The sequence below is a fragment of the Bradyrhizobium sp. genome (genome assembly GCF_016219575.1).
In the GTDB taxonomy this organism is placed as follows: domain Bacteria; phylum Pseudomonadota; class Alphaproteobacteria; order Rhizobiales; family Xanthobacteraceae; genus Bradyrhizobium.
On sequence record NZ_JACRMG010000035.1, the window covers coordinates 105,669 to 132,607 of the forward strand.

31 protein-coding genes are annotated in these 26,939 nt (G+C 65.2%); 21 read left to right on the forward strand and 10 right to left on the reverse strand.

Annotated elements, in window-relative coordinates:
* Positions 1-80: 80 nt before the first annotated feature.
* Positions 81-2,801 (reverse strand): aconitate hydratase AcnA, encoded by a 2,721-nt coding sequence (acnA, locus tag HZB49_RS26465; protein WP_291616782.1) that lies wholly within the window; start codon positions 2,799-2,801, stop codon positions 81-83.
* Positions 2,802-3,038: 237 nt separating this feature from the next.
* On the opposite strand from acnA, the gene ccmA reads away from it, so the two are divergent.
* From ccmA to HZB49_RS26490, 5 genes are all read left to right on the forward strand, one after another.
* On the forward strand, positions 3,039-3,641 hold the full coding sequence (gene ccmA, locus HZB49_RS26470) for a heme ABC exporter ATP-binding protein CcmA (RefSeq protein ID WP_291616784.1): 603 nt from the start codon (positions 3,039-3,041) through the stop codon (positions 3,639-3,641).
* Positions 3,642-3,960: 319 nt separating this feature from the next.
* Positions 3,961-4,629, forward strand: coding sequence for a heme exporter protein CcmB (gene ccmB, locus HZB49_RS26475; protein WP_291616786.1), 669 nt, complete (start codon positions 3,961-3,963; stop codon positions 4,627-4,629).
* 75 nt (positions 4,630-4,704) lie between these two features.
* Complete coding sequence (locus HZB49_RS26480) at positions 4,705-5,457, forward strand: heme ABC transporter permease (protein ID WP_291616787.1); 753 nt, start codon at positions 4,705-4,707, stop codon at positions 5,455-5,457.
* Positions 5,458-5,459: 2 nt separating this feature from the next.
* Positions 5,460-5,636: a heme exporter protein CcmD gene (gene ccmD, locus HZB49_RS26485; protein WP_291616936.1), complete on the forward strand. Its 177-nt coding sequence runs from the start codon at positions 5,460-5,462 to the stop codon at positions 5,634-5,636.
* Positions 5,636-6,229: a DsbE family thiol:disulfide interchange protein gene (locus HZB49_RS26490; protein WP_291616788.1), complete on the forward strand. Its 594-nt coding sequence runs from the start codon at positions 5,636-5,638 to the stop codon at positions 6,227-6,229. The genes ccmD and HZB49_RS26490 overlap by 1 nt, the downstream gene beginning before the upstream one ends.
* 173 nt (positions 6,230-6,402) lie before the next feature.
* On the opposite strand, the gene HZB49_RS26495 is transcribed toward HZB49_RS26490, so the two are convergent.
* Complete coding sequence (locus HZB49_RS26495) at positions 6,403-7,005, reverse strand: septation protein A (RefSeq protein ID WP_291616789.1); 603 nt, start codon at positions 7,003-7,005, stop codon at positions 6,403-6,405.
* Between the two features lie 38 nt (positions 7,006-7,043).
* Complete coding sequence (gene ftsY / locus HZB49_RS26500; RefSeq protein ID WP_291616790.1) at positions 7,044-7,988, reverse strand: signal recognition particle-docking protein FtsY; 945 nt, start codon at positions 7,986-7,988, stop codon at positions 7,044-7,046.
* 48 nt (positions 7,989-8,036) lie between these two features.
* Between ftsY and HZB49_RS26505 the strand changes: the two genes are divergently transcribed.
* Both HZB49_RS26505 and HZB49_RS26510 read left to right on the forward strand, forming a co-directional pair.
* Positions 8,037-8,738: an RNA pseudouridine synthase gene (locus tag HZB49_RS26505; protein ID WP_291616791.1), complete on the forward strand. Its 702-nt coding sequence runs from the start codon at positions 8,037-8,039 to the stop codon at positions 8,736-8,738.
* 102 nt (positions 8,739-8,840) lie between these two features.
* Positions 8,841-9,968: a DUF2336 domain-containing protein gene (locus HZB49_RS26510; protein ID WP_291616792.1), complete on the forward strand. Its 1,128-nt coding sequence runs from the start codon at positions 8,841-8,843 to the stop codon at positions 9,966-9,968.
* Here HZB49_RS26510 and mtaB read toward each other — a convergent pair.
* Both mtaB and dapF read right to left on the reverse strand, forming a co-directional pair.
* Positions 9,954-11,216, reverse strand: coding sequence for a tRNA (N(6)-L-threonylcarbamoyladenosine(37)-C(2))-methylthiotransferase MtaB (gene mtaB / locus HZB49_RS26515; RefSeq protein ID WP_291616794.1), 1,263 nt, complete (start codon positions 11,214-11,216; stop codon positions 9,954-9,956). The two genes, HZB49_RS26510 and mtaB, sit on opposite strands and share 15 nt — an antisense overlap.
* Positions 11,217-11,220: 4 nt before the next feature.
* The gene (dapF, locus tag HZB49_RS26520) at positions 11,221-12,093 is read right to left on the reverse strand and encodes a diaminopimelate epimerase (protein WP_291616796.1); all 873 of its coding nucleotides are present in this window, start codon (positions 12,091-12,093) and stop codon (positions 11,221-11,223) included.
* Between the two features lie 184 nt (positions 12,094-12,277).
* Here dapF and HZB49_RS26525 point away from each other — a divergent pair, with 184 nt between their 5' ends.
* Both HZB49_RS26525 and HZB49_RS26530 read left to right on the forward strand, forming a co-directional pair.
* Complete coding sequence (locus tag HZB49_RS26525) at positions 12,278-13,054, forward strand: GyrI-like domain-containing protein (protein WP_291616798.1); 777 nt, start codon at positions 12,278-12,280, stop codon at positions 13,052-13,054.
* Complete coding sequence (locus HZB49_RS26530) at positions 13,051-13,764, forward strand: SIMPL domain-containing protein (protein WP_291616800.1); 714 nt, start codon at positions 13,051-13,053, stop codon at positions 13,762-13,764. Before HZB49_RS26525 ends, HZB49_RS26530 begins: the two co-directional genes overlap by 4 nt.
* Before the next feature lie 143 nt (positions 13,765-13,907).
* Here the strand turns inward: HZB49_RS26530 and HZB49_RS26535 are convergent, their stop codons facing one another.
* The gene (locus tag HZB49_RS26535; protein WP_291616802.1) at positions 13,908-14,975 is read right to left on the reverse strand and encodes an MBL fold metallo-hydrolase; all 1,068 of its coding nucleotides are present in this window, start codon (positions 14,973-14,975) and stop codon (positions 13,908-13,910) included.
* 468 nt (positions 14,976-15,443) lie between these two features.
* On the opposite strand from HZB49_RS26535, the gene ffh reads away from it, so the two are divergent.
* The 8 genes from ffh to HZB49_RS26575 all read left to right on the forward strand — a co-directional run bounded on the left by ffh (position 15,444) and on the right by HZB49_RS26575 (position 21,369).
* The gene (gene ffh / locus HZB49_RS26540) at positions 15,444-16,988 is read left to right on the forward strand and encodes a signal recognition particle protein (protein WP_291616804.1); all 1,545 of its coding nucleotides are present in this window, start codon (positions 15,444-15,446) and stop codon (positions 16,986-16,988) included.
* Between the two features lie 40 nt (positions 16,989-17,028).
* Positions 17,029-17,364 (forward strand): 30S ribosomal protein S16, encoded by a 336-nt coding sequence (gene rpsP / locus HZB49_RS26545; RefSeq protein WP_291616806.1) that lies wholly within the window; start codon positions 17,029-17,031, stop codon positions 17,362-17,364.
* A 19-nt stretch (positions 17,365-17,383) separates the two neighbouring features.
* Positions 17,384-17,905, forward strand: a complete 522-nt coding sequence (gene rimM, locus HZB49_RS26550; RefSeq protein ID WP_291616808.1) for a ribosome maturation factor RimM — start codon at positions 17,384-17,386, stop codon at positions 17,903-17,905.
* A 10-nt stretch (positions 17,906-17,915) separates the two neighbouring features.
* Positions 17,916-18,635 carry a tRNA (guanosine(37)-N1)-methyltransferase TrmD gene (gene trmD / locus HZB49_RS26555; RefSeq protein ID WP_291616810.1) on the forward strand — a complete coding sequence of 240 codons (720 nt, stop codon included), beginning with the start codon at positions 17,916-17,918 and terminating at the stop codon, positions 18,633-18,635.
* A gap of 108 nt (positions 18,636-18,743) precedes the next feature.
* Positions 18,744-19,124 (forward strand): 50S ribosomal protein L19, encoded by a 381-nt coding sequence (gene rplS, locus HZB49_RS26560; protein ID WP_291616812.1) that lies wholly within the window; start codon positions 18,744-18,746, stop codon positions 19,122-19,124.
* Between the two features lie 227 nt (positions 19,125-19,351).
* A complete protein-coding gene (locus HZB49_RS26565; protein WP_291616814.1) occupies positions 19,352-19,483 on the forward strand; it encodes a hypothetical protein in 132 nt (43 codons plus the stop codon).
* Between the two features lie 85 nt (positions 19,484-19,568).
* Positions 19,569-20,975 carry a 3-isopropylmalate dehydratase large subunit gene (gene leuC / locus HZB49_RS26570; protein WP_291616816.1) on the forward strand — a complete coding sequence of 469 codons (1,407 nt, stop codon included), beginning with the start codon at positions 19,569-19,571 and terminating at the stop codon, positions 20,973-20,975.
* Between the two features lie 172 nt (positions 20,976-21,147).
* Positions 21,148-21,369 (forward strand): hypothetical protein, encoded by a 222-nt coding sequence (locus HZB49_RS26575; protein WP_291616818.1) that lies wholly within the window; start codon positions 21,148-21,150, stop codon positions 21,367-21,369.
* A 61-nt stretch (positions 21,370-21,430) separates the two neighbouring features.
* On the opposite strand, the gene HZB49_RS26580 is transcribed toward HZB49_RS26575, so the two are convergent.
* The 3 genes from HZB49_RS26580 to HZB49_RS26590 all read right to left on the reverse strand — a co-directional run bounded on the left by HZB49_RS26580 (position 21,431) and on the right by HZB49_RS26590 (position 22,832).
* The gene (locus HZB49_RS26580) at positions 21,431-21,979 is read right to left on the reverse strand and encodes a hypothetical protein (protein WP_291616820.1); all 549 of its coding nucleotides are present in this window, start codon (positions 21,977-21,979) and stop codon (positions 21,431-21,433) included.
* A 158-nt stretch (positions 21,980-22,137) separates the two neighbouring features.
* Positions 22,138-22,440, reverse strand: a complete 303-nt coding sequence (locus HZB49_RS26585) for a hypothetical protein (protein ID WP_291616822.1) — start codon at positions 22,438-22,440, stop codon at positions 22,138-22,140.
* A gap of 80 nt (positions 22,441-22,520) precedes the next feature.
* On the reverse strand, positions 22,521-22,832 hold the full coding sequence (locus tag HZB49_RS26590; RefSeq protein WP_291616823.1) for a hypothetical protein: 312 nt from the start codon (positions 22,830-22,832) through the stop codon (positions 22,521-22,523).
* A 173-nt stretch (positions 22,833-23,005) separates the two neighbouring features.
* Between HZB49_RS26590 and HZB49_RS26595 the strand changes: the two genes are divergently transcribed.
* The 3 genes from HZB49_RS26595 to HZB49_RS26605 all read left to right on the forward strand — a co-directional run bounded on the left by HZB49_RS26595 (position 23,006) and on the right by HZB49_RS26605 (position 24,972).
* Positions 23,006-23,404, forward strand: coding sequence for a metallopeptidase family protein (locus HZB49_RS26595; protein ID WP_291616825.1), 399 nt, complete (start codon positions 23,006-23,008; stop codon positions 23,402-23,404).
* Between the two features lie 97 nt (positions 23,405-23,501).
* Entirely contained in the window at positions 23,502-24,107 is a 606-nt protein-coding gene (leuD, locus tag HZB49_RS26600; RefSeq protein WP_291616827.1) for a 3-isopropylmalate dehydratase small subunit, read from the forward strand.
* A 79-nt stretch (positions 24,108-24,186) separates the two neighbouring features.
* The gene (locus tag HZB49_RS26605) at positions 24,187-24,972 is read left to right on the forward strand and encodes a hypothetical protein (RefSeq protein WP_291616829.1); all 786 of its coding nucleotides are present in this window, start codon (positions 24,187-24,189) and stop codon (positions 24,970-24,972) included.
* Here the strand turns inward: HZB49_RS26605 and HZB49_RS26610 are convergent.
* Positions 24,969-25,556, reverse strand: a complete 588-nt coding sequence (locus HZB49_RS26610; RefSeq protein WP_291616831.1) for an NYN domain-containing protein — start codon at positions 25,554-25,556, stop codon at positions 24,969-24,971. The two genes, HZB49_RS26605 and HZB49_RS26610, sit on opposite strands and share 4 nt — an antisense overlap.
* 189 nt (positions 25,557-25,745) lie before the next feature.
* On the opposite strand from HZB49_RS26610, the gene HZB49_RS26615 reads away from it, so the two are divergent.
* Positions 25,746-26,834, forward strand: a complete 1,089-nt coding sequence (locus HZB49_RS26615; protein WP_291616833.1) for an AraC family transcriptional regulator — start codon at positions 25,746-25,748, stop codon at positions 26,832-26,834.
* Positions 26,835-26,939 lie beyond the last annotated feature (105 nt).

Genomic DNA, 26,939 nt, shown 5'->3' on the forward strand with positions numbered 1-26,939 from the left:
GATAGGCCGCCTTCTTTTTGCCTGCCACTCACTTCGCAGTGAGCCATGGTCACAAGCCCGGTCTGGATCGCCAATCCGCGTCAGGCCGCGAGCTTGCGCAGCACGTAATGCAGGATGCCTCCGTTCCGGTAGTACTCGAGCTCGTCCAGCGTATCGATGCGGCAGAGCAGCGGCACCTCCTGCCTGGAGCCGTCGGCGGAAGTGATTTCCGCCGTCAGCGTCTGGCGCGGCTTGAGGTCGCCCTGCAAGCCCCGGATGGTCACCTTCTCGTCGCCCTTGAGCCCAAGTGACGACCACGACGCACCGTTTTCGAAGGTGAGCGGCAGCACGCCCATGCCGACCAGGTTGGAGCGGTGGATACGCTCGAAGCTCTGGCAGATCACCGCGCGAACGCCGAGCAGGCGCGTGCCCTTGGCCGCCCAGTCGCGCGAGGAGCCGTTGCCGTATTCGGCGCCGGCGAACACCACCAGCGGCACGCCCTCTTCCTGGTAGCGCATCGCGGCGTCGTAGATCGACATCTGCTCGCCATCCGGCCAGTGCTTGGTCAGGCCGCCCTCCGGGATGTTGCCGTCGGCGCCCTTGAGCATGAAGTTCTTGATACGGATGTTGGCGAAGGTGCCGCGCATCATGACTTCATGATTGCCGCGCCGCGTGCCGTACTGGTTGAAGTCGGCGGGACGGACCTGATGCTCGCTGAGGAACTTGCCGGCGGGCGAAGTCAGCTTGATCGAACCGGCCGGAGAAATGTGGTCGGTGGTGATCTTGTCGCCGAACATCGCCAGAATCCGCGCGTCGACGACGTCGGTGATCGGCTCCGGCTGCTTCTTCATGCCCTCGAAATAGGGCGGATTCTGCACATAGGTCGAACTCATGTTCCAGCGATAGGTCTCGCTGGTCACCGTCTTGATCTTGCGCCAGTTGGTGTCGCCCTTGAACACGTCGGCATAGCGCTTCTTGAAGATCGAGGCCGTCACGAACTTCTTCATGAAGGCGTTGATCTCCCTGGTGGTCGGCCAGATGTCCTTCAGGTAGACCAGCTTGCCGTCCTTGCCGGTGCCGATCGGCTCGACCGCGAGATCCCTGGTCACGGTGCCGGCGAGCGCATAAGCGACGACCAGCGGCGGCGAGGCGAGATAGTTCGCCTGCACGTCCGGCGAGACGCGACCCTCGAAGTTGCGGTTACCCGACAGCACTGCGGCGGCGACGATGCCGTTGTCGTTGATCGACTTGGAAATCTCTTCCGGCAGCGGGCCGGAATTGCCGATGCAGGTGGTGCAGCCGAAGCCGACCAGGTTGAAGCCGACCTTGTCGAGATCCTTCTGCAGGCCGGAATTGGCGAGATATTCCGCCACGACCTGGCTGCCCGGAGCGAGCGAGGTTTTCACCCACGGCTTGGCCTTCAAGCCCTTGGCGGCGGCGTTACGCGCCAGCAGGCCGGCGCCGATCAGCACGCTCGGATTGGAGGTGTTGGTACAGGAGGTGATCGCCGCGATCACCACGTCGCCGTGGCGGAGATTGAAGTCGCGGCCTTCGACCGGATAGCGCTTGTCGGCCTCGTCAGGCTTCTTGTATTCGCCGGCCAGCGCGGTAGCGAAGCCGGTGGAGACGGACGGCAACGCGACGCGGCCTTCGGGGCGCTTCGGTCCGGCCATCGAGGGAACGACGTCGGCGAGGTCGAGCGTCAAGGTCGCAGTGAACACCGGGTCGGCCGACTTGGCGGTGCGGAACAGGCCCTGCGCCTTGGCATAGGCCGAGACCAGCGCCACGCGGTCCGCCTTGCGGCCGGACGTCTTGAGATAATCGATGGTCGCGGCATCGACCGGGAAGAAGCCGCAGGTCGCGCCATATTCGGGGGCCATGTTGCCGATCGTGGCCTTGTCGGCGACCGAGAGATGGTCGAGGCCGGGGCCGAAGAATTCGACGAACTTGCCGACCACGCCCTGCTTGCGCAGCATCTGCGTGACCGTCAGCACGAGATCGGTGGCGGTGACGCCTTCCTTGAGCTGGCCCTTGAGCTTGAAGCCGACCACTTCCGGCAGCAGCATCGACAGCGGCTGGCCGAGCATGCACGCTTCCGCCTCGATGCCGCCGACACCCCAGCCGAGCACGGCGAGGCCGTTGACCATGGTGGTGTGCGAGTCGGTGCCGACCAGCGAATCCGGATAGGCGACCTCGAACGTGCCGGTCTTCTTGCCGACCGTCATCTTCTCCTTTTTCGTCCAGACGGTCTGGGCGAGGTATTCGAGATTGACCTGGTGGCAGATGCCGGTGCCGGGCGGCACGACGGAGAAATTCGAGAACGCCTTCTGGCCCCATTTCAGGAACTCGTAGCGCTCCTGGTTCTGCTTGTATTCCTCGACCACGTTCTTGCCGAAGGCCTTGTTGTCGCCGAAGAAGTTCACGATCACGGAATGGTCGATGACGAGATCGACCGGCACCAGCGGGTTGATCTTCTCGGCATCGCCGCCGAGCTTCTGCATCGCGTTGCGCATGGCGGCGAGATCGACCACCGCCGGCACGCCCGTGAAGTCCTGCATCAGCACGCGCGCCGGACGGAAGGCGATTTCATGCTCGAGTTGGCGCTTCTTCAGCCACTTGCCGACCGCGACGATGTCGTCCCTGGTGACGCTGCGGCCGTCCTCGTTGCGCAGCAGGTTCTCCAGCACGACCTTCATCGAATAGGGGAGCCTGGAGATCCCCTTCAGACCATTCTTCTCGGCGGTGGGCAGGCTGTAATAGACGTAGGTCTTGCCACCGACCTTGAGGGTCTTGCGGCATTTGAAGCTGTCGAGAGAGGTCATGTCAGGAAATCCCAGTTCATCATGATACCCGGCGAGGGTATTTGAGCACCGTCAAAGAGGTGGGGCCGAATGGCTTGCAGACACCGGTCCGGTGCTGCATCAAGGTTCGGGCTTATAGAATCTTTCTAGAAGCGCCGCCACACCGACTATTGTGCTGCAGCATTGCGCCAGCAAAAAATTACGCTGCGGTACCCCAACAAAACCATTGGGTATTTTAGAGGGCTGTGAAAGGGCAACATGCGGCTCTCGGGGCGCGGTTTGAGATGTGTGCGGGGCGACCGGGAGGTGTTTTCCGGCCTCGACTTTACGAGCGTCGCGGGCGAGGCGCTGGCCGTGATCGGCCCCAATGGCTCCGGAAAAACCTCGCTGCTGCGGCTGATTGCGGGCCTGCTGCATCCCGCAGGCGGCTCGGTCGAGCTTTCGGGCGGCGGCGCAGAGCTGACCCTGCCCGAACAGGCGCATTATCTCGGCCATCGCGATGCATTGAAGCCGGCGCTCTCGGTGATGGAAAATCTTTCCTTCTGGCGGGATTTTCTCGGCGGCGAGAGCGGTGACGCGGCCGCGAGCATTGCGCGCGTCGGCCTCGATCACGCCACCCATCTGCCGGCCGGCTTCCTCTCCGCCGGCCAGCGCCGGCGTCTCTCCATCGCACGGCTGTTGTCGGTGAAGCGGCCGATCTGGCTGCTCGACGAGCCGACCACGGCACTCGACGTCGCCGGCCAGGCCGTGTTCGCCGGCCTGATGCGCGAGCATCTCGCCGATGGCGGGCTGATCGTTGCCGCCACCCACGCCCCGCTCGGGATCGACGCACGCGAGTTGCGCATCGGAGGCACGGCATGAGTCGTTGCTTCCACTTGCCACTCGCCGCAGCCCTCTCCGTTCCCTCCCCCCTTGCGGTGGAATCGCATATGCCTCCTGTGTGCGTTTCCGCAAACCTATCCACATCGTCATGGCCGGGCTTGTCCCGGCCATCCACGACCTTTCCCGCGGCACAAAGAACGTGGATGCCCGGGACAAGCCCGGGCATGACGAGTCTGTGGCGGGCAGGCGATGAAGAACAATCCGCATATGCGGTTCCCCTGCCCCGCAAGGGGGGAGGGAGCCCGCTGCCGATGCGGCTCGACTTGTGCGCACGACAAAGACAAGCGGAGTGCTTCGCATGACGGCGCTTGCCGCGCTCATCCGCCGCGACATCCGCATCGCGTTGCGCGTCGGCGGCGGTGCGCTGATCGGCGTGCTGTTCTTCCTCACCGTCGTGGTGCTGATGCCGTTCGCGATCGGGCCCGACCTGCAGCTGCTGAAACGGCTGGGGCCGGCGATCCTCTGGCTCGGCGCACTGCTCGCAAGCCTGTTGACGCTGGATCGCCTGTTCACGGCCGATCATGACGACGGTTCGCTGGATCTCATCGTGATGAGCCGGACGCCGCTGGAACTCGCCTGCGCGGCGAAGGCGCTGGCGCATTGGCTGGCCGCCGGCCTACCGCTGATCGTGGCGACGCCGGTGCTGGGCCTGCTGCTCAACCTCGATGCGGAAGCGACCGCCGCGGTGGCGCTGACGCTGCTGGCCGGCACGCCGGCGCTCACCTTCACCGGCATGATCGGTGCGGCGTTGGCAGTCACGCTGCACCGGGGCGGGTTGCTGCTGGCCGTGCTGGTGCTGCCGCTGTCGGTTCCCGTGCTTATTTTCGGCGTCGCCGCCTCGCAGGCGGTAATCGTGGGCCCGACCCCGTTTGGAACCCCGTTCTCGATCCTCTGTGCGATTTCGCTGGTGAGCTTCGTGGTCGGACCGTTTGCCGCAGCCGCCAGCCTCAAACACGGGCTCGACTGACTTGATGCCGATCAACTTTAATCGAGCAGCTTCAGGCAGATTGCGCGCGGCTGCCGCCACCTTTATCAGGATGCCATGACGCTGATCGACCTCGCCAATCCCACGCGATTCCTGTCGCTGACCGCGCGCGTGCTGCCGTGGCTGGCGGCTCTGACCGCGATCCTGCTGGCGGTCGGGCTCTATCAATCGGCCATGGCACCGGACGACTATCAGCAGGGCGCAACCGTCAAGATCATGTTCATCCACGTGCCGAACGCCTGGCTATCGATGTTCGTCTGGGGCGTGATGAGCATCGCCTCGCTCGGCACGCTGGTGTGGCGCCATCCGCTCGCCGACGTCGCCGCCAAGGCCGCAGCACCGATCGGCGCCGCCTTCACCTTTCTCGCGCTGGTCACGGGCTCGCTGTGGGGCCGGCCGATGTGGGGCACCTATTGGGAATGGGACGCGCGGCTCACCTCCGTGCTGATCCTGTTCCTGATGTATCTTGGGCTCATCGCTCTCTGGAGAGCCGTTGACGATCCCTCGCGCGCGGCGCGGGCCGCCGCGGTGCTGACGCTGGTCGGCGCCATCAACCTGCCGATCATCAAATTCTCGGTCGACTGGTGGAACACGCTGCACCAGGGCGCTTCCGTCATCCGTATGGGCGGCCCGAGCATGGACCGCTCCTTCCTGATTCCGCTGCTGGTGATGGCGGTGGCGTTCTCGTTGCTGTTCGTCACGCTGCATCTGGCGGCCATGCGCAACGAAATCCTGCGCCGGCGCGTCCGCAGCCTGCAGATGATGCAGGCCAGCCGCGTGACGCTGGCCAACGAAGTGGGCGCAACATGACGATGTCGCTCGGACCCTACACCTCCTTCATCACGACGTCGTATGCGCTGGTCGCGATCGTGGTGCTGCTGCTGATCCTCTGGATCGCGGCCGACTACCGCACCCAGAAGGCGCGCTTGCGTGAGCTCGAGGCCAGCGGCATCACGCGGCGCTCCGGCCGCGGCGCAACGGACTTCTGATGAGCATGCAGGCCGACGAAACCGCTCCGCGGACCCGGCGCTGGCTGGTGATGCTGCCGCTGATCGGATTTGGCGTGCTCGCTGCATTTTTCCTGCTGCGGCTTTACGGCGGCGATCCCTCGAAGATTCCCTCGGCGCTGATCGGGCGGCCCGCACCGCAAACGACGCTGCCGGCGCTCCAGGGCCTGACGCGCGACGGCGACGCCGTGCCGGGACTCGATCCCGCGGTGTTCAAGGGCAGGGTCAGCGTCGTCAATGTCTGGGCATCGTGGTGCGTGCCCTGCCACGACGAGGCGCCGCTGCTGATCGAACTCGGCAAGGACAAGCGCCTGCAGCTCGTCGGCATCAACTACAAGGACGTGGCGGATAATGCGCGACGCTTCCTCGGCCGCTACGGCAATCCGTTCAGCGCGGTCGGCGTCGACGGCAACGGCCGCGCCTCGATCGAGTGGGGCGTCTACGGCGTGCCGGAAACATTCGTCGTCGGCCGAGATGGAACCATCGTCTACAAGCTGGTCGGGCCCATCACGCCGCAAAATATCGATCGCGTGCTGAAGGCCGAAATCGAGAAGGCGCTCAAGGCCGGAAGCTGAGCCGGATCGTTCTGCGCACCACCGAAGCTGAAACCGGATCGAATCCGCCCCGTATCTCGTCACCGTCCAGCAATGGACGACAGCGCGGTGGGTGGGGGCCGTCATTGCGCCATCCAGAGGCTTGCGGTGGCGGTCCTCACCCTGCGCTGTTCAGCGCCGTCGGATTTGGGAATCTATCCGTTCCTGATATCGCCGGCCTCGGCTTCGCTGGCCTGCAGCGACGCCGGCTCCAGGTGATAGCGCTTGATCAGCGGCATCTGGGAGATGGCAAAGCCCATGGTCAGCGGGATGGCGCCGAATGCCTTGAACGCGACCCAGAAGTCGGTGCTCTGCGTGCGCCAGATGATCTCGTTGAGAACCGCCATGGCGAGGAAGAACAGCGCCCAGCGCATCGTCAGGATGCGCCAGCCGGCGTGCGTCAGGTTGAACATCTGGTCGAACATGATCGCGATGAAGGAACGGCCGAACAGCAGCCCGCCGCCGAGCACGGCGGCGAACAGGCTGTAGACGATGGTCGGCTTCATCTTGATGAAGGTCTCGTCATGCAGCACCAGCGTCAGCGTGCCGAACACCAGCACGATCGCGCCGGTGACCAGCGCCATCATGGGAACGTGTTTCGTCACCACATAGGACGCGATCATCGCCGCCACGATCGCCACCATGAACGCGCCAGTCGCCGCAAACAGGTTGAACTTGGCGTTGACGACAAAGAACAGGATCAACGGACCGAGCTCGGTCGCGAGTTTGAACAGCGGATGCGGCTGGGTCTTGTCCATCACGTAACCTTTGTTGTCTTCATCCGCGAAAGCGGGTGCTACTCGATCCCCGCGATCGCCCTTGCAAAATCCCGCGCGGTAAACGGCGCGAGATCGTCGATGCCTTCGCCGACGCCGATGAAGTGCACCGGCAGTTTGAACTTCTCCGCCAGCGCCACCAGTATGCCGCCGCGCGCGGTGCCGTCGAGCTTTGTCATCACGAGGCCCGTGACCCCCGCGGTACGATGAAATGCCTCGACTTGCGACAGCGCATTTTGTCCCACCGTGGCGTCGAGCACGAGCAGCACGGCATGCGGCGCCGACTCATCCACCTTCCTGATCACGCGCACGACCTTTTCCAGCTCGTTCATCAGCTCGGACTTGTTCTGCAGCCGGCCTGCGGTGTCGATCAGGAGCACGTCGATGCCCTGCTCCTTCGCAGCCGTCAGTGCGTTGAAGGCGAGGCTTGCGGAATCCGAGCCCTGCGCGGCGGCAATGACAGGCACCCTGTTGCGCTCGCCCCAGACCTTCAGCTGTTCGATCGCCGCCGCGCGAAAGGTGTCGCCGGCCGCCAGCATCACCCTGCGCTTTTCCGCGGAGAATTTCGACGCGAGCTTGCCGATGGTCGTGGTCTTGCCGGAGCCGTTGACGCCGACCACCAGGATGACGAACGGCTTTTTCGTCGCATCGATCTCGAGCGGTTTGGCGACCGGCGCCAGCACCTTCTCGACTTCGGCGGCGACCACGCGCTTCACTTCGTCGGCCGAGATCGCCTTGTCGTAGCGGCCGTTGCCCACGGCTTCGGCGATGCGCACCGCGACCTCGGTGCCGAGATCGGCGCGCAGCAGCACATCCTCGATGTCATCGAGCATGGCGCGGTCGAGCTTGCGCTTGGTGACGAGGTCGGCAACCGCGGTCCCCAGCGAACTCGACGTCCGCTTCAGGCCGCCGGACAGCCGCTTCCACCAGCTTAGTTTCGGAGTGTCGGCAGTGGTGTCATTCATGGCGGGGACGTGTTAGCCGTTTCGCACCTGAAACGAAAGTCTCGATGCTTGCTTGATGTTCCGCAATTGACCGACGAAGAAATCCTGGCGCGCGTGCTCCACCGCGACGGGCTGATGCTGGTCATCGACAAGCCGGCGGGGCTTCCCGTGCATCGCGGCCCGAAGGGCGGGCCGAATCTCGAGGCATCGTTCGACGCACTGCGCTTCGGCCTGCCGCGGCCGCCGGTGCTGGCCCATCGGCTGGACAAGGACACCTCCGGCTGTCTCGTGCTGGGACGGCACCGCAAGGCCACCGCCTCGCTCGGGCTGCTGTTCAAGCATGGCAAGGTCGAGAAGACCTACTGGGCCGTCGTCGAGGGCGGCCCGGCGGAGGACGAAGGCGTCATCGACCTGCCTCTCGGGCGGCTGAACGCCGAGCGTGGCTGGTGGCAGAAGCCCGATCCCGAGGGGCAGAAGGCCGTCACCAACTGGAAGGTGCTCGGCCGCGGCAACGGCCTCGCCTGGCTTGCGATGGAACCGGTCACCGGCCGCACCCATCAGCTGCGCGTGCATGCGGCGTCCCAGGGCTGGCCGATCGTCGGCGACAACATCTATGGCAGCGGTCCGCGCTTCGGCGAGCCGCGGCTGCACCTGCATTCCCGCGCCATCGGCGTGCCGATTTCCAGGAACAAGGAGCCGGTGCGGGTGGTCGCGCCGGCACCGGAACATATGCACGAGCGGCTTCGGGCCTGCGGCTGGGACGGCCAGTAGTCTTCCGGAGGAGAAGCCGATCGTGGTTTACGAAACGTTCAAACCCGTCCTGTAGAGCTTCTTGTTGGCTTAGAACAAGCACCCAACAGCTCTGGATGAGCAATGCCACCCGCCGGGCAATCGATTGCCGATGAAATCGAGGCTGCGATCGGCGGCGGCTCGACTGCAAAATGCATCGAGACCGCCAGGCGCGTCACCGACCTCTTTCTGGCTTCCGCCACGCATTTCAGCGGCGAGCAGGTCGAGCTGTTCGACAACGTGCTCGAACGGCTGGTGAAGGCGATCGAGCAGCGCTCGATTGCGGATGTCAGTGCGCGCATGGCCCTTGCGGAGATGAGCGCGCAGCTCGCGCCGATCGCCCAGGCACCTCCTTCGGTGATCCGTCAGCTTGCGGGCAATGACGAGATCCGCATCGCCGCGCCGGTGCTGCAGGAGTCGGCGCGTCTCGGCGATGACGACCTGATCGAGCTCGCGCGCACCAAGAGCGAGCAGCATCTGCTGGCGATCTCCGGCCGCTGGTGGCTCAAGGAAGTCGTCACCGACGCCCTGCTTTCGCGCCGTTTTCCGAGCGTCAGCCGCCGGATAGTCGGCAATCCCGGAGCGCGGGTTTCCCCCGGCGGCTTTGCGATCATCGTGGCCCAGGCTGAAACCAATCCCGATCTCGCGGTCGAGGCCGGCATCCGGGTCGATTTGCCGAGGGAATTGCGCCAGCAGCTGCTGGACAAGGCGACCGACGCTGTCCGCACGAAACTGCTGTCCCGCGCCCCGCCGCATCTGTTCGAGGAAATCCGCAGCGCCATCGCAACCGCCACAGCCAGCGCGGATCGCGAAATGTCGAAGATCCGCGACTTCACTGCGGCAAAGCGCTTCGTTGCGACGTTGAAGGAGAAGGGCGAACTCGACGAGGCCGCGCTGGCCAGATTCGCCCGGCAGAAGAAATACGAGGAGACCGTGGTCGCGCTTGCGGAGCTCGCGCAGTCAAACATCGAGGTGGTCCGCCCGCTGATGCAGAGTCTGCGCGACGACGGGTTGCTGGTTGCGTGCAGGGCCGCCAGGCTCAGCTGGGAGACGACCGCGGCCGTGCTGGACTGCCGCTATTCGACGGGCTCGCTGGGCGCCGCCGAGCTGGCAAGGGCCAAGGGCCACTTTGCCGGCATGACGGTGGAAAATGCGCGACGCATGCTGACGTTCTGGCAGGTGCGCTCGGTCGCGCCGTCACGGACAAACTAACAACCGCGCGCCATCGTGGCCGGTGATCGCGAACCGCTTCACTGCACCCGGAACGTCTCCGCTAACCGCCACCGGAATGAAATGCTCGGTGCGACCGGCCGTCGCGCTCTCAATCAGCACGTCGCGCGTGGCGCCAATCTCGGACTCAAGCCGCCGGTGCAGCGCCGCCTCGCCGGTCGCACGCAGGCGCTTCGCGCGCTCCCTGATCTCGCTGCCTTCGACCTGCGGCATCCGCGCTGCTGGCGTGCCCGGGCGCTTCGAATACGGAAATACATGCAGGAAGGTGAGCCCGCATTCCCCGACCAGGTCCTGCGAACGCGCAAACATCTCTTCCGTCTCGGTCGGGAAGCCCGCGATGATGTCGGCGCCGAACGCGATGTCCGGCCGCAGCCGGCGCACCTGGGCGCAGAAATTGATCGCGTCCCGCCGTGAATGTCGCCGCTTCATCCGCTTCAGGATCATGTCGTCGCCGGACTGCAGAGACAGATGCAGGTGCGGCATCAGCCTGGCGTCATCGGCGATGACGTCGAGCAGGTCGCGGTCGGCCTCGATGGAATCGATCGAGGAGATGCGCAGGCGCTTCAGCTCGGGCACGTGCCGCAGGATCTGCCTTGTGAGCATGCCGAGCTTTGGCGTGCCCGGCAGATCGGCGCCGTAGCTCGTCAGGTCCACGCCGGTCAGCACGATCTCGGCGTGTCCCCGCTCGACCAGCTTGCGCACCTGATCGACCACGGCGCCCATCGGCACCGAGCGCGATTTGCCGCGGCCGTAGGGAATGATGCAGAAGGTGCAGCGATGGTCGCAGCCGTTCTGCACCTGCACGAACACCCGCGGCAGGCCGCGCTGGAAACCGTCGACGAGATGCGGCGCCATTTCCTTCACCGCCATGATGTCGGTGACGGCGATCTTGTCGCTGGCGATGCCGGCGTCGAAGGCGGCGCGCGCGTCGTGCCAGGCATCGCGCCGCATCTTGTCGTCATTGCCGACCACGCGGTCGACCTCGGCCATGTCGGCAAACATCTGCGCCTGCGTCTGCGCCGCGCAGCCGGTGACGACGATGCGCGCATCGGGGCGCTCGCGCCTGAGGCGGCGGATCGATTGCCGCGCCTGCGCCACCGCCTCGTTGGTGACGGCGCAGCTGTTGATGACGATGGTGTCGGAAAGGCCCGCGCCGTCTGCCTCGCGCCGGATCACTTCGGATTCGAATGCGTTCAGCCGGCAGCCGAAGGTGACGATCTCGACCGCCATGGTCTTAAGCGACGCTGGCGAACAGCGCCGGATCGAACTTGCCTTCGTATTCGAAATCCGCCGTGCCGGTCATCAGCACATGATCGTCGCGCTCGCGCCACTCGATCAGGAGATCGCCGCCCGGCAGCGTGATGGTGACGGTGCGGTTGGTGCGCTTCAGCCGCGCTGCGGCAACCGCGGTCGCACACGCGGCCGAGCCGCAGGCCCTGGTCAGCCCGGCGCCGCGCTCCCAGGTGCGGATCGTGATGTGGTCGCGATCGACGACATGGGCGAGCGTGATGTTGGCGCGCTCCGGAAAGATCGGATGGTTTTCCAGCAACGGCCCGAAGCGCTCGAGGTCGTAGGCGTTGACGTCCTCGACCCAGAAGATCGCATGCGGGTTGCCCATGCTCACCACCGAGGGCGAATGCAGGATCGGATTGTCGATCGGCCCGATCTGCAATTCGATGTAGCGGGTATCGCGGAATTCCTCGGCCAGCGGAATGTCCTGCCAGGAAAACTTCGGCGCGCCCATGTCGACGGTATAGAGATCGGGCCGCGGGCCCTGCCAGCAATTGAGCAGCCCCGCCGTGGTCTCGAACGTCGCCGTGGTCTGGCCGGTCTTCTCGAACAGGCGGCGCACCACGCAGCGCATGCCGTTGCCGCAGGCACCGGCCTCGGAGCCGTCATTGTTGTAGATGCGGATGAAGGCTTCGGTGCCGTCGAGCCGGGGCCGCTGCAGCACCATCATCTGGTCGTAATGCACGCCGGCGGGCGAAGCCACCGCGCGCGCCTCCGCGGCCGAGACCGTCGCCCTGGAATCGCGCAGATCCACGACAACGATTTCGTTGCCGACGCCGTTCATCTTGGCAAATGCGTGGTTGGCCAGCGCGCTCATGGAATGACCTGAATTCTGCCTGCCTTATATGGCGAAAGATCAGCGATTGGCCAGTGGGGGCGCGGGGCAGTCATGACGCATCTGTCATGGGACGAAGATGAGCCTTGCGTGTTAGGAATGCTGCACCTTATCGCCGGGCGTGTATCGGGACGCGCCTGCGCTTCAGACCCCGGAGACCGTCGAAATGAACCTTCCCCGCGCCTTCCGCCTGGTCCTGGCCGGCATGATCGCCGCGACCCTTTCGATCGGCGCGGCACTGGCGCAATCCCCGGCTCCCGCAGCCTCTCCGACGGCAATCCCGGCGCCGGCCGCATCTCCCGCCCCGGCTGCCTCACCCGTTCCGGCACCGGCTGCGTCACCGACGCCTCAGGCTTCCGGCTCGCCGGTCCCTGCCCCCTCGGCCAGCCCGACCCCGTCCGCAAGCCCCTCGCCCGCGCCGTCACCTTCGCCGCCCGCTGCGCAAGCCCCGGCCACGCCGCCGCCCGCCGCCGTACAGACCGCCGACCCCTTTGGCGAGCCGGTGACGCTGGAGACGAAGAAGGTCGTGACCGTCAAGGGCAACGCCAACTGGGATGCGGCGTTCGAAACCCTGACCGATTCCTTCAAGGCGCTGACCGCGCTGCTCGACAAGCAGGGCATCAAGGCCACGGGCAACTCGCTGATCGTCTACACCTCGACCGACGACACCGGCTTCACCTTCATCGCCGAAATCCCGGTCGGCCAGGAGGTGAAGAATCTCGGCAAGAACATGAGCATGGGCCAGTCGCCCGAAGGCAAGTCGCTCAAATTCGTCCATCGCGGTTCCTACGACAACATGGACAACACCTATGAGGCGATCACCAACCATCTCGACGAGAAGCGGCTGGAAGCCAAGGACCTGTTCATCGAGGAATACATCACCGATCCCCTCAAGACCGCGGAGGACAAGCTGGTGATCAACGTGTTTGTGCCGCTGAAATGAAGCACCCTTTCCCAATCGCCGCTGCGCTCGCATCGCTCGCGCTCGTTGCCGCGCCGGCATCGGCGCAGAACCCGCCGCCCGCGATCTCCGTCAGCGGCGAAGCGAACGTGTCGGTGGCGCCCGACCTCGCGCAGGTCGACGGCGGCGTGACCTCGGAAGCCAGGACCGCGCGCGAGGCGTCGGAGGCCAACAATGCCGCGATGGGCAAGGTGCTGCTGGCGCTGAAAGGCGCTGGCATCGACGAGAAGGACTACCAGACATCGCGCCTGTCGCTGCAGCCGCAATACGCTCCGACGGGACCGAACCGCACCGGTCCGCAGCAAATCGTCGGCTATCGCGCCGGCAATCGGGTGACCATCAAGGTGCGCGACGTCGGCAAGATCGCCAATGTGATCGACACGCTGGTCGGCGCCGGCGCCAACGAGATCGGCGGCATCAATTTCATCGTGACGCAGGCATCAAAGGCGCTGGACGAAGCGCGCACCAAGGCGGTCGCCGACGCGCGCCGCAAGGCGGAAATCTATGCCAAGGCTGCGGGCGTCACGCTGGGCGAGCCGATCAGCATCAGCGAAGAAGGCTCGGCTTCGCCGCCGGTGTTCCGCAGCAAGATGGCCGCACCGATGGCCGGCGGCGCCCCGACGCCGGTCGCGCCGGGCGAGGAATTGCTGTCGATCACAGTCAACGTGAGCTGGGCGATCAAGGCGCAGTAGCGGCGATCTCCCTCGCCCCGCTCTCGCGGGGAGAGGGTTGGGGTGAGGGGTCGCTCCGCAAACTCGATGGATGACGTGACGCGGTGAGTCCCCCTCACCCGGATTGCTTCGCAATCCGACCTCTCCCCGCAAGCGGAGCGAGGTTAGACAACCTCGAACACCTGGCCCGGCTTCAGCGCGATGAATTTCTCGCGCGGCATCTTCGCTTTATCGAGCGCCGTGCCGAGCGCGATCACCGGCGCGTCGATCGCCTCATCGGTGAGCTGAAACGTGCCCCAGTGATGTCCCAGCGCCTGGGCGGCACCGCAATCGGCCAGCGCCTTCACCGCATCCTCCGGGTTCATGTGCTGGTCGCGCATGAACCAGCGCGGCTCATAGGCGCCGATCGGCAGGATCGCGAGCCGCAGGGGCCCATGCGCTTCGGCGACGCGGCGGAAATGCCTGCCCTCGCCGTAGCCGGAATCGCAGACGATGTAGAGCTTGCCGGCCGGCGTCTCCAGCACGAAGCTCGCCCACAGCGCCTTGTTGCGGTCGAACACGCCGCGCGCCGACCAGTGCCGGGTCGGCACCAGCGTCACCGCCACGCCGTTGCCGAGCTCGACACGATCCTTCCAGTCGAAGCTTTCGGCCTTGATCGCGGCATCCGCATCCAGCATCGTGAGGTCGTTGCCGAGCGGCGTAATGACCCGCGGAGAGAACCTTTCGGCCAGCCTCGACAGTGTCGGCAGGTCGAGATGGTCGTAGTGACCGTGCGAGACCAGCACGATGTCGATGTCGGGCAGCGCCTCGAAGGCAATACCCGGATCGTTGCAGCGCCTCGGCCCGGCCCAGCTCACCGGCGAAACCCGCATCGACCACACGGGATCGACGAGGATGTTGAGCCCCGCGGTCTGGATCAGCCAGCTCGCGTGCCCCACGAATGACAGCCGCACCTTGTCGCCGCTGACGCGCGGCGGCGGCGCATCGGCATAAGGGCTCGGCGCCCAGTCCGGCCAGCTCGCCCGCTGCCTGCTGTTGCCGAACTGCCAGCGCGCCACCGAGGCAAGCGACTTCGGCGGCACGCCGTCAGGATCGTAGAACTGGAAGCCGTCAAAATGATCGGAGATCGGGCCGTCATAGGTCCTGCCGCTGGAAATCCATGCCGCCGGCAAGCCCACGAAGGCGGCGGTGCCGGCGAGCAGTCCAAGGAGGCGGCGGCGGGTGATGGGCACGGGCGGGATGTTTTCCTGGAGTCGTGAGGCGTTATATGGCGCGGCCTCCGGGAGAAGTAACTCGGCAAGCCGTTCAAAATTACGTAGCGGCAAATCGCGCGGGATTACAGCATCTTAGATGCCTTACTAAAATACCACTGGTCATCTTTCCTTGACTTTCCGCGGCCCAGCGGGTTTAACCCCGCCACTTCTCGGAAGGCTCTTCTTTCGATCCGCCCACCGGTTCCCGAAGCCGGAGGCCAACGCCCGACAGCGCGATGCGCCCTCGGGCGCAAAACTGTTTGGACGACCGTCTCGGCGTTGGGTCGAGGCGAACCTGGATCGTCATCACCCGCGAAGGCGGGTGATCCAGTATCCCAGAGCAGCTCGGCATGAGCCGAGAAGCTGCGGCGTACTGGATATCCCGCTTTCGCGGGGTATGACACGGGTGTGTGACGTGAGCGCCTGCAAAGGCAAAGGACAACGGCATTGTTCGACAATCTGTCGGAAAAGCTTGGTGGCATTCTCGATCGCCTGACGGGGCGCGGCGCGCTGTCCGAAAAGGACGTCGATGCCGCGATGCGCGAGGTGCGCCGCGCGCTGCTGGAAGCCGACGTCGCGCTCGACGTCGTCAGAAGCTTCACCGATCGCGTGCGCGAGCAGGCAATCGGCGCCACCGTCGTCAAGTCGGTCACGCCCGGCCAGATGGTGGTCAAGATCGTCCATGACGAGCTGGTCAACACGCTCGGCTCGGAGGCACAGACCGTCGATCTCAACGCGGTCCCGCCGGTTGCGATCATGATGGTCGGCCTGCAGGGCTCCGGCAAGACCACCACCACCGCAAAGCTCGCGCGCCGGCTCGTGCAGCGCGACAAGCGCAAGGTGCTGATGGCGTCGCTCGACGTCTATCGCCCGGCGGCGATGGAGCAGCTCGCCGTGCTCGGCCGCGACCTCGACATCCCGACGTTGCCGATCGTCGAGGGCCAGAAGCCGCCGCAGATTGCCAAGCGCGCGCTGGAAGCGGGCAAGCTCGGCGGCTACGACGTGGTGCTGCTCGATACCGCCGGCCGCACCACGCTCGACGAAGAGATGATGACGGAAGCGGCGGACATCAAAGCCACCGCCAATCCCCATGAAGTGCTGCTGGTCGCGGACTCCCTCACCGGCCAGGACGCCGTCAATCTGGCGCGCTCGTTCGACCAGCGCGTCGGCCTGACCGGCATCGTGCTGACGAGGGTGGACGGCGACGGCCGCGGCGGCGCCGCGCTGTCGATGCGCGCGGTAACCGGCAAGCCGATAAAGCTGATCGGCACCGGCGAAAAGACCGATGCGCTGGAGGATTTTCACCCGAGCCGTATTGCCGGCCGCATCCTCGGCATGGGCGACGTGGTGTCGCTGGTCGAGAAGGCCGCCGCCAACATCGACGCCGAGAAGGCCGCGCGCACCGCCGAGCGCATGCGCAAGGGCCAGTTCGACCTCAACGACATGCGCGAGCAGATGCAGCAGATGGCGAGCATGGGCGGCATCGGCGGGCTGATGGGCATGATGCCCGGCATCGCCAAGATGAAGAACCAGATCGCGGCCGCCGGGATCGACGACACCATCATCAAGCGCCAGGTCGCGATCATCGATTCGATGACGCGGCAGGAGCGCAAGAGCCCCGACATCCTTAAGGCCAGCCGCAAGAAGCGCATCGCCGCCGGCGCCGGCCAGAACGTCGAGCAGGTCAACAAGCTGCTCAAGATGCACCGGAACATGTCCGACATGATGAAGGCCATGGGCTCCGGCAAGCGCGGCCCGCTCGCCGGCATCGCGCAGGCGATGGGCTTTGGCGGCGGCATGAAGCCGCCTTCGCCGGAAGAGATGAAGGCGCTGCAGGAAAAAATGCAGGGCGCGCCGGGCGGCCTGCCTTCGCTGCCGAAGGATCTTCCCACAGGCCTGCGTTCCGGCCTGCCGAATTTGCCGGGGCTCACGGGCCTTTCCGGCAAGCCGACGCTGCCGGGTCTCGGCGGCTTCCCCGGCAAGAAGAAATAACCACCAACCATTCAACCAGCATTCGACTCAGGAGAATAAAATGGCAGTCGTTATCCGCCTCGCACGCGCAGGCACCAAGAAGCGTCCGGTCTATCACATCGTCGCCGCCGACTCGCGCTTTCCGCGCGACGGCCGCTTCATCGAGCGTCTCGGCCACTTCAATCCGCTGCTGCCGAAGGACAACGAGGCCCGCCTCAAGCTCGACCTCGACAAGGTGAAGTCGTGGATGGCCAAGGGCGCGCAGCCGTCGGACCGCGTGATGCGCTTCCTCGACGCCGCCGGCGTTGCCAAGCGCACCCCGCGCAAGAACCCGGAAAAGGCCGTGCCGCGCAAGGAGCGCAAGGCGCAGGCCGAAGCCGCCGCCAAGTCGGCCTAAGGCTTAGCGGCGCATCACGGTGGCAGCACCGGTCTGCGTCGCCCGCATCGGCGCTGCGCATGGCGTGCGCGGCGCCGTCAAGCTGTGGACTTTTACGGAAGACCCGCTGGCCGTGCAGCGTTACGGCCCGCTGATGACAAAGGACGGCGCGCGGCAATTCGAGATCGCCGGTGTCCGCGCCGCGAAAGATCATCTGGTCGCGACCTTCAAGGGGGTTGCGACCCGCAACGATGCCGAGAAACTCAACGGCATCGAGCTCTATGTGCCGCGCGAAAAATTGCCGGCCACGGATGACGGCGAATATTACCACGCCGATTTGATCGGGCTCGCTGCGGTGAATGCCGCAAACGAACCACTCGGCCGCGTCGTCGCCATTCACAATTTCGGCGCCGGCGACATCATCGAGATCGCGCCGCCCAAGGGCGCGACCCTGCTGCTGCCGTTCACCAACGCCGTGGTGCCGACGATCGACATCGCCGGCGGCCGCGTCGTGATCGAGCTGCCGCAGGAAATCGAGGGCGAAGAGCCCACTCTTACCTAAGCAGGTTGAGATGACCTGGCGCGCCACCATCCTCACGCTGTTTCCGGAAATGTTTCCGGGACCGCTCGGCGTCAGCCTCGCGGGCAAAGCGCTCGCCTCCGGCCTGTGGGAGCTGGAAGCGCGCGACATCCGTGCCTCCGCCACCGACAGGCACCGCAGCGTCGACGACACACCGGCCGGCGGCGGGCCCGGCATGGTGCTGCGCGCCGACATCCTGGCCGCCGCGATCGATGCCGCCAGCATCGCCCCGGACCGCCCCCGACTGCTGATGAGCCCCCGCGGTCGGCCATTGACCCAGTCCCGCGTCGTGGAACTCGCGGCCGGGCCGGGCCCCCTGATCGTCTGCGGGCGGTTCGAGGGTATCGACCAGCGGGTGATCGACGCCCGCGGCCTCGAGGAGGTTTCGGTCGGGGATTACGTGCTTTCCGGCGGCGAAATCGCCGCCATGGCCCTGTGTGATGCCTGCGTGCGGCTGCTGCCGGGGGTGATGGGAAAGGAAGCCTCCGGGGCCGAGGAGAGCTTTTCCGAAGGACTACTGGAATACCCCCAATATACCCGGCCGCAGGTCTTCGAGGGCCGTGGAATCCCGGAAATCCTCACCTCCGGCGACCACGCCAAGGTCGCAGCCTGGCGGCGGGCGGAATCGGAGGCCTTGACCCGGTTCCGGCGGCCGGACCTGTGGGAAGCGAAGGGCCAGCAAAAGCCGCCAAAGGACACGACAAGAGGGTGACAAGCGGCGTTTGATGCCTTATACGGGCGCCAAATCCGCACACGCGCAGGATAGATGGACGATTGCGCAGCCCCCGAAAGGCTGGGCGCGCCGCCGATGGAGATTTCAATGAACCTCATTCAGCAGCTCGAAAAAGAGCAGTTCGACAAGCTCGCCGCCAGCAGGGAAATCCCGGAATTCGGGCCCGGCGACACCGTGATCGTCAACGTCAAGGTCATCGAAGGCGAGCGCACCCGCGTGCAGGCCTATGAAGGCGTCTGCATCGGCCGTTCCGGCCGCGGCATCAACGAGAGCTTCACCGTGCGCAAGATCTCCTATGGCGAAGGCGTGGAACGCGTGTTCCCGGTGCTGTCGCCGATGATCGACTCGATCAAGGTGGTCCGCCGCGGCAAGGTGCGCCGCGCCAAGCTGTATTACCTGCGCAACCTGCGCGGCAAGTCGGCCCGCATCGTCGAAAAGACGGACCGCGCCGCCGCCGTCGGCGAGTGAGCCGCACGCAGGACTGTGACCAAAGGCGCGGGCTCACCCCCGCGCTTTTTTGTTGCGGCTTGTCCTGGTGTTAGTCCCTCATCCCCAGGGAGCGCGGAACGCGCGTCTCGAAGGATGCAGGCCCCGGCACTGGCCTCGCCCTTCGAGACGCGCGCCGTCGGCGCGCTCCTCAGGGTGAGGGTTGAAAGCCCTCGCGATTCCAAGTCGGCCTGTTATATACTTGTAGAATGGTTCCAGATTTGACCATCGCCGGACAATTCATCGCGCCGATCGTGATCGACGATCGCTCGCGCCTGCCCGGCCGCTTCTTCGGACGTTTCGCGACCTCGGCAACGTCAGAGCTTGGCGGCGCGCTGTAACCAGCGCGCGCCCATTGCGTTGATCGGCGCGTCCTCGCGCCCACCAGTCACATCAACTTGCACATCAATTCGAAGGCTCAGGCTCATGTCCAAACCAACCACGCTCTACGACAAGATCTGGAACGACCATCTGGTGCACGAAGCCGCCGACGGCACCTGCCTGCTCTATATCGACCGCCACCTCGTGCACGAGGTGACTTCTCCGCAGGCCTTCGAAGGCCTGCGCGCCACGGGCCGCAAGGTGCACGCGCCGGAGAAGACGCTCGCCGTCGTCGACCACAACATCCCGACCACCGATCGCTCGAAGCCCAATCCGGATCCCGAGAGCATCGAGCAGATGCGGGTGATGGCGGAGAACGCCAGGGAATTCGGCATCGAGTATTTCAACGAGTTCGACAAGCGCCAGGGCATCGTCCACGTCATCGGCCCCGAGCAGGGCTTTACCCTGCCCGGCACCACCATCGTCTGCGGCGACAGCCATACCTCCACGCATGGCGCGTTCGGCGCACTGGCGCACGGCATCGGCACCTCCGAAGTCGAGCATGTGCTGGCCACACAGACGCTGATCCAGAAGAAGGCCAAGAACATGCGTGCCGTCGTCGACGGTAAATTGCCGGAAGGCGTCACCGGCAAGGATATCATCCTCGCCATCATCGGCGAGATCGGCACCGCCGGCGGCACCGGCTATGTGCTGGAATATGCCGGCGAAGCGATCCGCAACCTGACGATGGAAGGCCGCATGACGGTCTGCAACATGTCGATCGAGGGCGGTGCGCGCGCCGGCCTCGTCGCGCCCGACCAGAAGGCGTTCGACTTCCTGCGCGGCCGTCCCAAGGCGCCGAAGGGCGCGGACTGGGACGCGGCGATGCGCTACTGGGAGACGCTGCGCTCCGACGACGGCGCGCATTTCGATCACGAGATTCGTCTCGACGCGGCAAAGCTGCCGCCGATCGTGACCTGGGGCACAAGCCCTGAGGACGTCGTCTCGGTGACCGGCGCCGTGCCCGATCCCGACAAGATCGCGGACGAGGCCAAGCGGCTCTCGAAACATCGCGCGCTGAAATATATGGGCCTGACGGCCGGCACGAAGATCACCGACATCAAGCTCGACCGCGTCTTCATCGGCTCCTGCACCAACGGCCGCATCGAGGATCTGCGCGCCGCCGCCAAGATCGCCGAAGGCAAGCACGTCAACGCCAACGTCAACGCCATGATCGTGCCGGGCTCCGGCATCGTGAAGGAGCAGGCGGAGGCCGAGGGCCTCGACAAGATATTCATTGCCGCCGGCTTCGAATGGCGCGAACCCGGCTGCTCGATGTGCCTCGCCATGAACCCCGACAAGCTGAAGCCGGAAGAGCGCTGCGCTTCCACATCGAACCGCAATTTCGAGGGCCGCCAGGGTTTCAAGGGCCGCACCCACCTCGTCTCGCCCGCCATGGCGGCGGCTGCGGCGATCGCAGGGCATTTCGTCGACGTGAGGGAGTGGCGATAGCGTTTTCAAGCGAAAGCCTGCCCCGCACTTGATGCGGGGTAGGCACCGGTTCGCGTGAAGAAAACGCGGCCCCAAGGAGAGGTAAGCCACTCCCTCGACTTCGACCTATTCCGGAAACGCTCCGTTAAAGGTCCGGGCGCAGACTGGCCCTTCGCACCAGAAGGAGCCGGCCATGGCCGACAAACCGGAATATGTCGACTTAATCAGCGAAGCGACGCGGCAGAACCGCCGTCGCGCCATGTCGGTCGACGTCGATCCGATGCCCAGCAGCAGCGACCCCCGGAAGCGCTCGCGCATGGCGCATACGCCGCCGCGCATGGAGCGCTGGCGGATGGAAACGCTGACGCCGTGGAAGATAAAGCTGAAGTCCTGGAAGTTCGTGGACTGGGACTGACGGGAACCCCACCTCGGCAATGAAAACAGGCGCCCGATCGGGCGCCTGTTTCGCTTTCTGCCTACCAGTAGCGGACGCGCCAGTAGTGGCGACGGTGCCAGTAAGGCGGACGGCAGATCCGGCGCGGCCCCCAATAGGTCCAGACGACGCGGCAGACGCGGTAGGGACGGTAGTAGCGCGGATAGCCGTAATAGGCGGGCGCGATGTAGCGCCTGTGGTGGAAGTGCCGCCGGTGCAGATAGGGCCTGTGATAGGCGTAGCGATGGACGCGGTAGCCGCCGAAGCGATATCCGCCGCCGCGATAGACATGCGCCGCACGATAACCGCCACCGCGAAACGCCATGCCGCCGCCGCGGAAGCCGCTACCATGGAAGCCGCCGCGGAAACCGCCACCGCCGCCACGGAAACCTCCGCCGCCGCCGCGGTGGCCGCCGCGAATTTCAATCGTCAGACCTTCGCTGGCGTATTTCGCCGACGGCGCCGCGGCCGGACTGGCGAGCGAGAGCGCTTCCGCGCGGTCATGAGAAATCGCCGTCACCGCGATTGCGGCAACAGCCGCCAGTCCCGCGCGACGGACAAGGCCGCGCGCGGCTTCCGAGATCGTGTTCATTGCCCGAAATCTCCCCGGCTGATGCCGTCGACGAACAACGCCACGGCACGGTTCCCTGTCGCTCCCATGGGGAGGCTAGCGACAGCGAGGTGAATGCGTCATGAATGAGTTGATCGCAAAGATGAACGCGCTGCCACAAATCGCCGGCCGCGTTTGCCTCAGTAGTACGGCAGATATCCGAAGCCGAGGAAGAACGGCACCGGCACCGTGTACGGATAGGGCCGGTAGTAATGCGGCCGCGCGTAGTAGGCCGGATAGGAGGGATAACGGGCGTAAGAGGGATAGCGGGCGTAGGCGGGATAAGCGGGGTAGCGGCGATGGACGCGGCGCGCGCTGAAATCGGTTGCCTGCGATATCGCGGCCGGCTCCGCCTGCGGCGCAGTGCCGGTTCCCGCAATCGCCGGCGGCGCGCCGAACGCCAATGCTGCCGCGACCAGAGCTACGCCAACCCAAGCCTGCATGACTTCATCCTCAAACAAGGCGGTTGTTGTTTGAGCATGATCTTCTCGGAAAACCGCTTCACACTTTTCCGGATCATGCTCTAGCCGGGCCGCCAGTAGCAGTTCATGCGCGGAGTGATCACCGTGCCGCTCGGCCGGGCCTCCTGCACGTAATAGGCATTGCATTCCCGCACGGCGTTCGGGCCCGGATTGTAGCGCGGCCAGACGTCGGGATCGTAATGCTCGCGCGGATAGACCGGCACGCGGCGGATGATCCGGCGCCGCGGCACGTAGTCGGGCGCGGCCTGCGCGACGCGCACGCCGGGCGCCGCGGTCTGCGCCGGCGCGCTTTCGGTCTGCAGGAAAACCCCAGCGCAACCGGCCAGAAGGCCCGCCACAAGAATCCGCTTCATCACGCCCATCCGAACTTCATTGCCGGCCGTAAGGTCTCCGATTGGCTCTCCAAGGTCAACCGCCGCCCGCGCCAGGACCGGCATGGACTTGCGCGGAACTGACGTTGTTTGAGCATGATCTTTCCGAAAACCGGTTCCCACTTTTCGGGATATTGCTTTAAACAGAGGGGGTCATGCTGCCCGAGACCAGAGCCCCCTCTCTCGCCGAAATGGAGGCGATGGCGCACGAGATTTTCGCGCGCCTGCCCAACACCTTCCGCAAGCTCTGCGAGGGGGTGATCATCCGTGTCGACGATTTCCCCACCGACGAGGTGCTGGACGAGATGCAGGCGCAAAGCGAGTTCGACCTGCTCGGCCTGTTCCAAGGGGTCGGGCTGCCGCATCAGAGCCATGGTGACATCGCGCGCCTGCCCAACATGATCTGGCTCTACCGGAGGCCGATCCTGGACTACTGGGCCGAGCATGAGGAGACGCTCGGCCATATCGTCCGCCACGTGCTGATCCACGAGATCGGCCACCATTTCGGCCTGTCCGACGCCGATATGGAGGCGATTGAGGCGTCCGCCGGATAGCCCTGCGCATTTTGGGCCTTTGAAGGCGGCCCCGTTTCCGATAAACCAGCCGCCCTAAACGGCCTTTTTCCGTTAATTCCGACCGGGAAGTGCAGAGATGGACAAGTTCACCACGCTGGAAGGCGTCGCGGCGCCGCTGAAGATCATCAATGTCGACACCGACATGATCATTCCCAAGCAGTACCTGAAGACCATCAAGCGCACCGGCCTCGGCAAGGGCCTCTTCTCCGAGCAGCGCTACAAGGACGACGGCAGCGAGAACCCCGACTTCATCCTCAACAAGCCGGCCTATCGCAATTCCAAGGTGCTGGTCGCCGGCGACAATTTCGGCTGCGGCTCGAGCCGCGAGCACGCGCCCTGGGCGCTGCTCGATTTCGGCATCCGCTGCGTGATCTCGACCTCGTTCGGCGACATCTTCTACAACAACTGCTTCAAGAACGGCATTCTGCCGATCCGCGTGTCGCAGGAAGACCTCGACAAGCTGTTCGACGATGCCGAGCGCGGCGCCAACGCCACGCTGACCATCGATCTCGCCAACCAGGAGATCCGCGGTCCCGACGGCGGCAAGGTGAAGTTCGAGATCGATCCGTTCAGGAAGCATTGCCTGATGAACGGTCTCGACGACATCGGACTCACGATGGAGAAGAAGGCCTCGATCGATTCCTATGAGGCCAAGCTCAAGAAAGAGCGCGCCTGGGCCTGACTCTATTGTTTGACGCGTTTTCTTCACGCGAACCGATTCCCACTTCGCTTGAAAACGCTATGGCTCGCCGGAAGGTACGATGCGTCCTGACATCGTAACCTTCTGGCACGGCCCGCTCGACCGGCTGCGAACGCTCTGCCTGCGCTCGCAGGTCGCCGCCGGCCACAAGGTCACCGTCTACAGTTTCGATCCGCTGCCGGGCCTGCCGGAAGGCGTTGCCAACGCCGAGGCGGAAGCCGTGCTGCCGCACGCCTTCTCCGAGAAGCTGCGGCCGCCGCAGCCGGACGGTTCCTGGCGCGACTGGACCACGCTGCAATTCTCGGATTTTTTCCGCATGCGCCTGATGGCGCAGAACGCGGGACTCTGGCTCGACGCCGACGTGCTGCTGCTCAGGCCGGTCGAGATCGATCCGGCAAAGCCCTACTTCGCCTGGGAGCGGCCGCGCCAGCTCGGCAATTCCGTGCTCTATCTGCCTGCGGACGATTCCATCGTGACGGCCTTTGCCGACCTGATGGCGCAGGACGAGCTGACGCCGAACTGGCTGTCGCTCAGGCATCGCATGGTGTTTGCGATGCGCCGCCTGCGCGGCGGCTCGCAGCGTCTCTCCGACATCCGCGTCGCGATCTACGGCCCGGCCTCGCTGACCGCGCTTGCCCGCCGTGGCGGCCAGATCGGGCACGCGCTGCCGAAGCAGTCGTTCTATGCCGTGCATGCCGAACCAAAGCTGTTCTTTGATCCGTCGGATTTTTCGGGACTGATTGCCGATCCCGACGTGATCGGCCTGCACATCTCGCCAAAGGGCCGCGGCAATCAGGCGCCTCTGCCCGGCAGCCTCCATGCATGGGCAGCCGAACGCTTCGCCTAGGTGCAGGCCGTTCCCGGCAATACGCGACCACGCACATCGCGCGGCGCCGGCCGTTCGGCGGGATCGCGGCCGACCCTGGCGCGCAATTCCTGGAGATCGATGAAGCTGTCGGCCTGACGGCGCAGCTCGTCGGCGATCATCGGCGGCTGGCAGGCGATGGTGGAGACCACCGTCACCCGCACGCCGCGGCGCTGCAGCGCTTCCACCAGCGAGCGGAAATCGCCGTCGCCCGAGAACAGGAATATCTCGTCGACGAAAGGGGCGATCTCCATCGCATCGACGGCCAGCTCGATGTCCATATCCGACTTCACCTTGCGGCGGCCGGACGCGTCGGTGTATTCCTTGCTTGCCTTGGTGACGGCCGTGTAACCGTTGTAGTCGAGCCAGTCGACGAGCGGGCGGATCGAGGAATACTCCTGGTCCTCGAAGATCGCGGTGTAATAGAACGCGCGCAGCATGTTGCCGCGGCTCTGCAGCTCCTTCAGCAGCTTCTTGTAGTCGATGTCGAAGCCAAGCGCCTTGGCGGTGGCGTAGAGGTTGGCGCCGTCGATGAATACGGCAATCTTGGTCTGCAGGTTCAGCATGAATTCATTCAATCTGTTTCGGCAATGGGTGCGATCGGCAGGCCGCAAATGCCTGATTCCGTATCGGATGCGACGAAACGGATAGGAGACGGGCCGCAGCAAATCTTGTTATTTCGTGCCATTGAATTGACGTCCGCCGCCAACGCGCTGCGGACGGATCGCAAACCAAGTAGTTTTCCGGAGACGCTTTTGGCCGCTTCGCGCAAGGTCCGCCTCGATTCGCTGCCGAGTGCTTCCGGCGGCATATCCCGGCTCCTCACGGCTCGGCTGCGCGCTGCGGGAATCGCGCCGGCGCCGCTGCTCGCCCAGGCCGGATTGACGATGGCGCAGATCGAGGATCGCAAGGCGCGCGTCACGGTGCACAGCCAGATCAGCTATCTCGAGCTTGGCGCAGCGGCGCTCGGCGACGACCTGCTCGGCTTTCATCTCGGGCGCGACTGCGAGCTGCGCGAGCTCGGGTTGCTCTACTACGTGCTGGCATCCTCCGAGACGCTGGCCGATGCGCTCAACAAGGCCGTGCGGTACAGCGGCATCGTCAACGAGGGCGTGCGCCTGCGCTGGCGCGACGGCCGGGAAGCCGGCATCGGATTCCACTATGTCAATGTGGAGCGGCGCGGCGACCGGCAGCACATCGAGTGCTGGCTCACCATCATCGTCCGTCTCGCCCGCCAGCTCACCAACCGCCGGCTGATCCCGGGCCATGTCAGGGTAATCCACCACGGAAAAAAAACGCCGGCCGAACTGCGCTCGTTTCTCGGCTGCGAAATCGAATTCGATGCGGGCGTCGACGAGGCGGTGTTTTCCGGGGACGTCCTGCAGATGCCGGTGGTCGGCGCCGACATGTATCTCAACGACCTGCTGACCCGCTATTGCGACGAAGCGCTGACCCATCGCCGCGATGAGCGCGTCGTCACGCTGCGGCGGGAGATCGAGAATGCGGTGGTGCCACTGCTGCCGCACGGCAAGGCAAGCGCCGTCGAGATCGCCCGCCGGCTCGGGCTCAGCCACCGCACGCTGGCGCGCCGGCTGGCCGGTGAGGGCCTGAGCTTCTCGCGGATTCTGCATGAGCTGAAGCTCGATCTCGCGACACGCTATCTGCGCGAGGGCTTTTCCGTCTCCAGCATTGCCTGGCTGCTCGGCTATCAGGAGGTCAGCGCCTTTACCCATGCGTTCAAGCGCTGGACCGGAAAGAGTCCGAAGCAGCTGCGGCTGCACGAGGAAACCGGCGAGATCGATATCCGCCGCGAGCGGCGGAAGCGCAAGGGTCAGCGCCGCTGAAAGCTTAACCGCCGGGATGGCTCCCGGCATTGTTTGATCTGCCGCAACACCCCTTGCCGGTACTCCGGTCATATAGTGCAAGTTACGCAACTACCGGAAGACCGC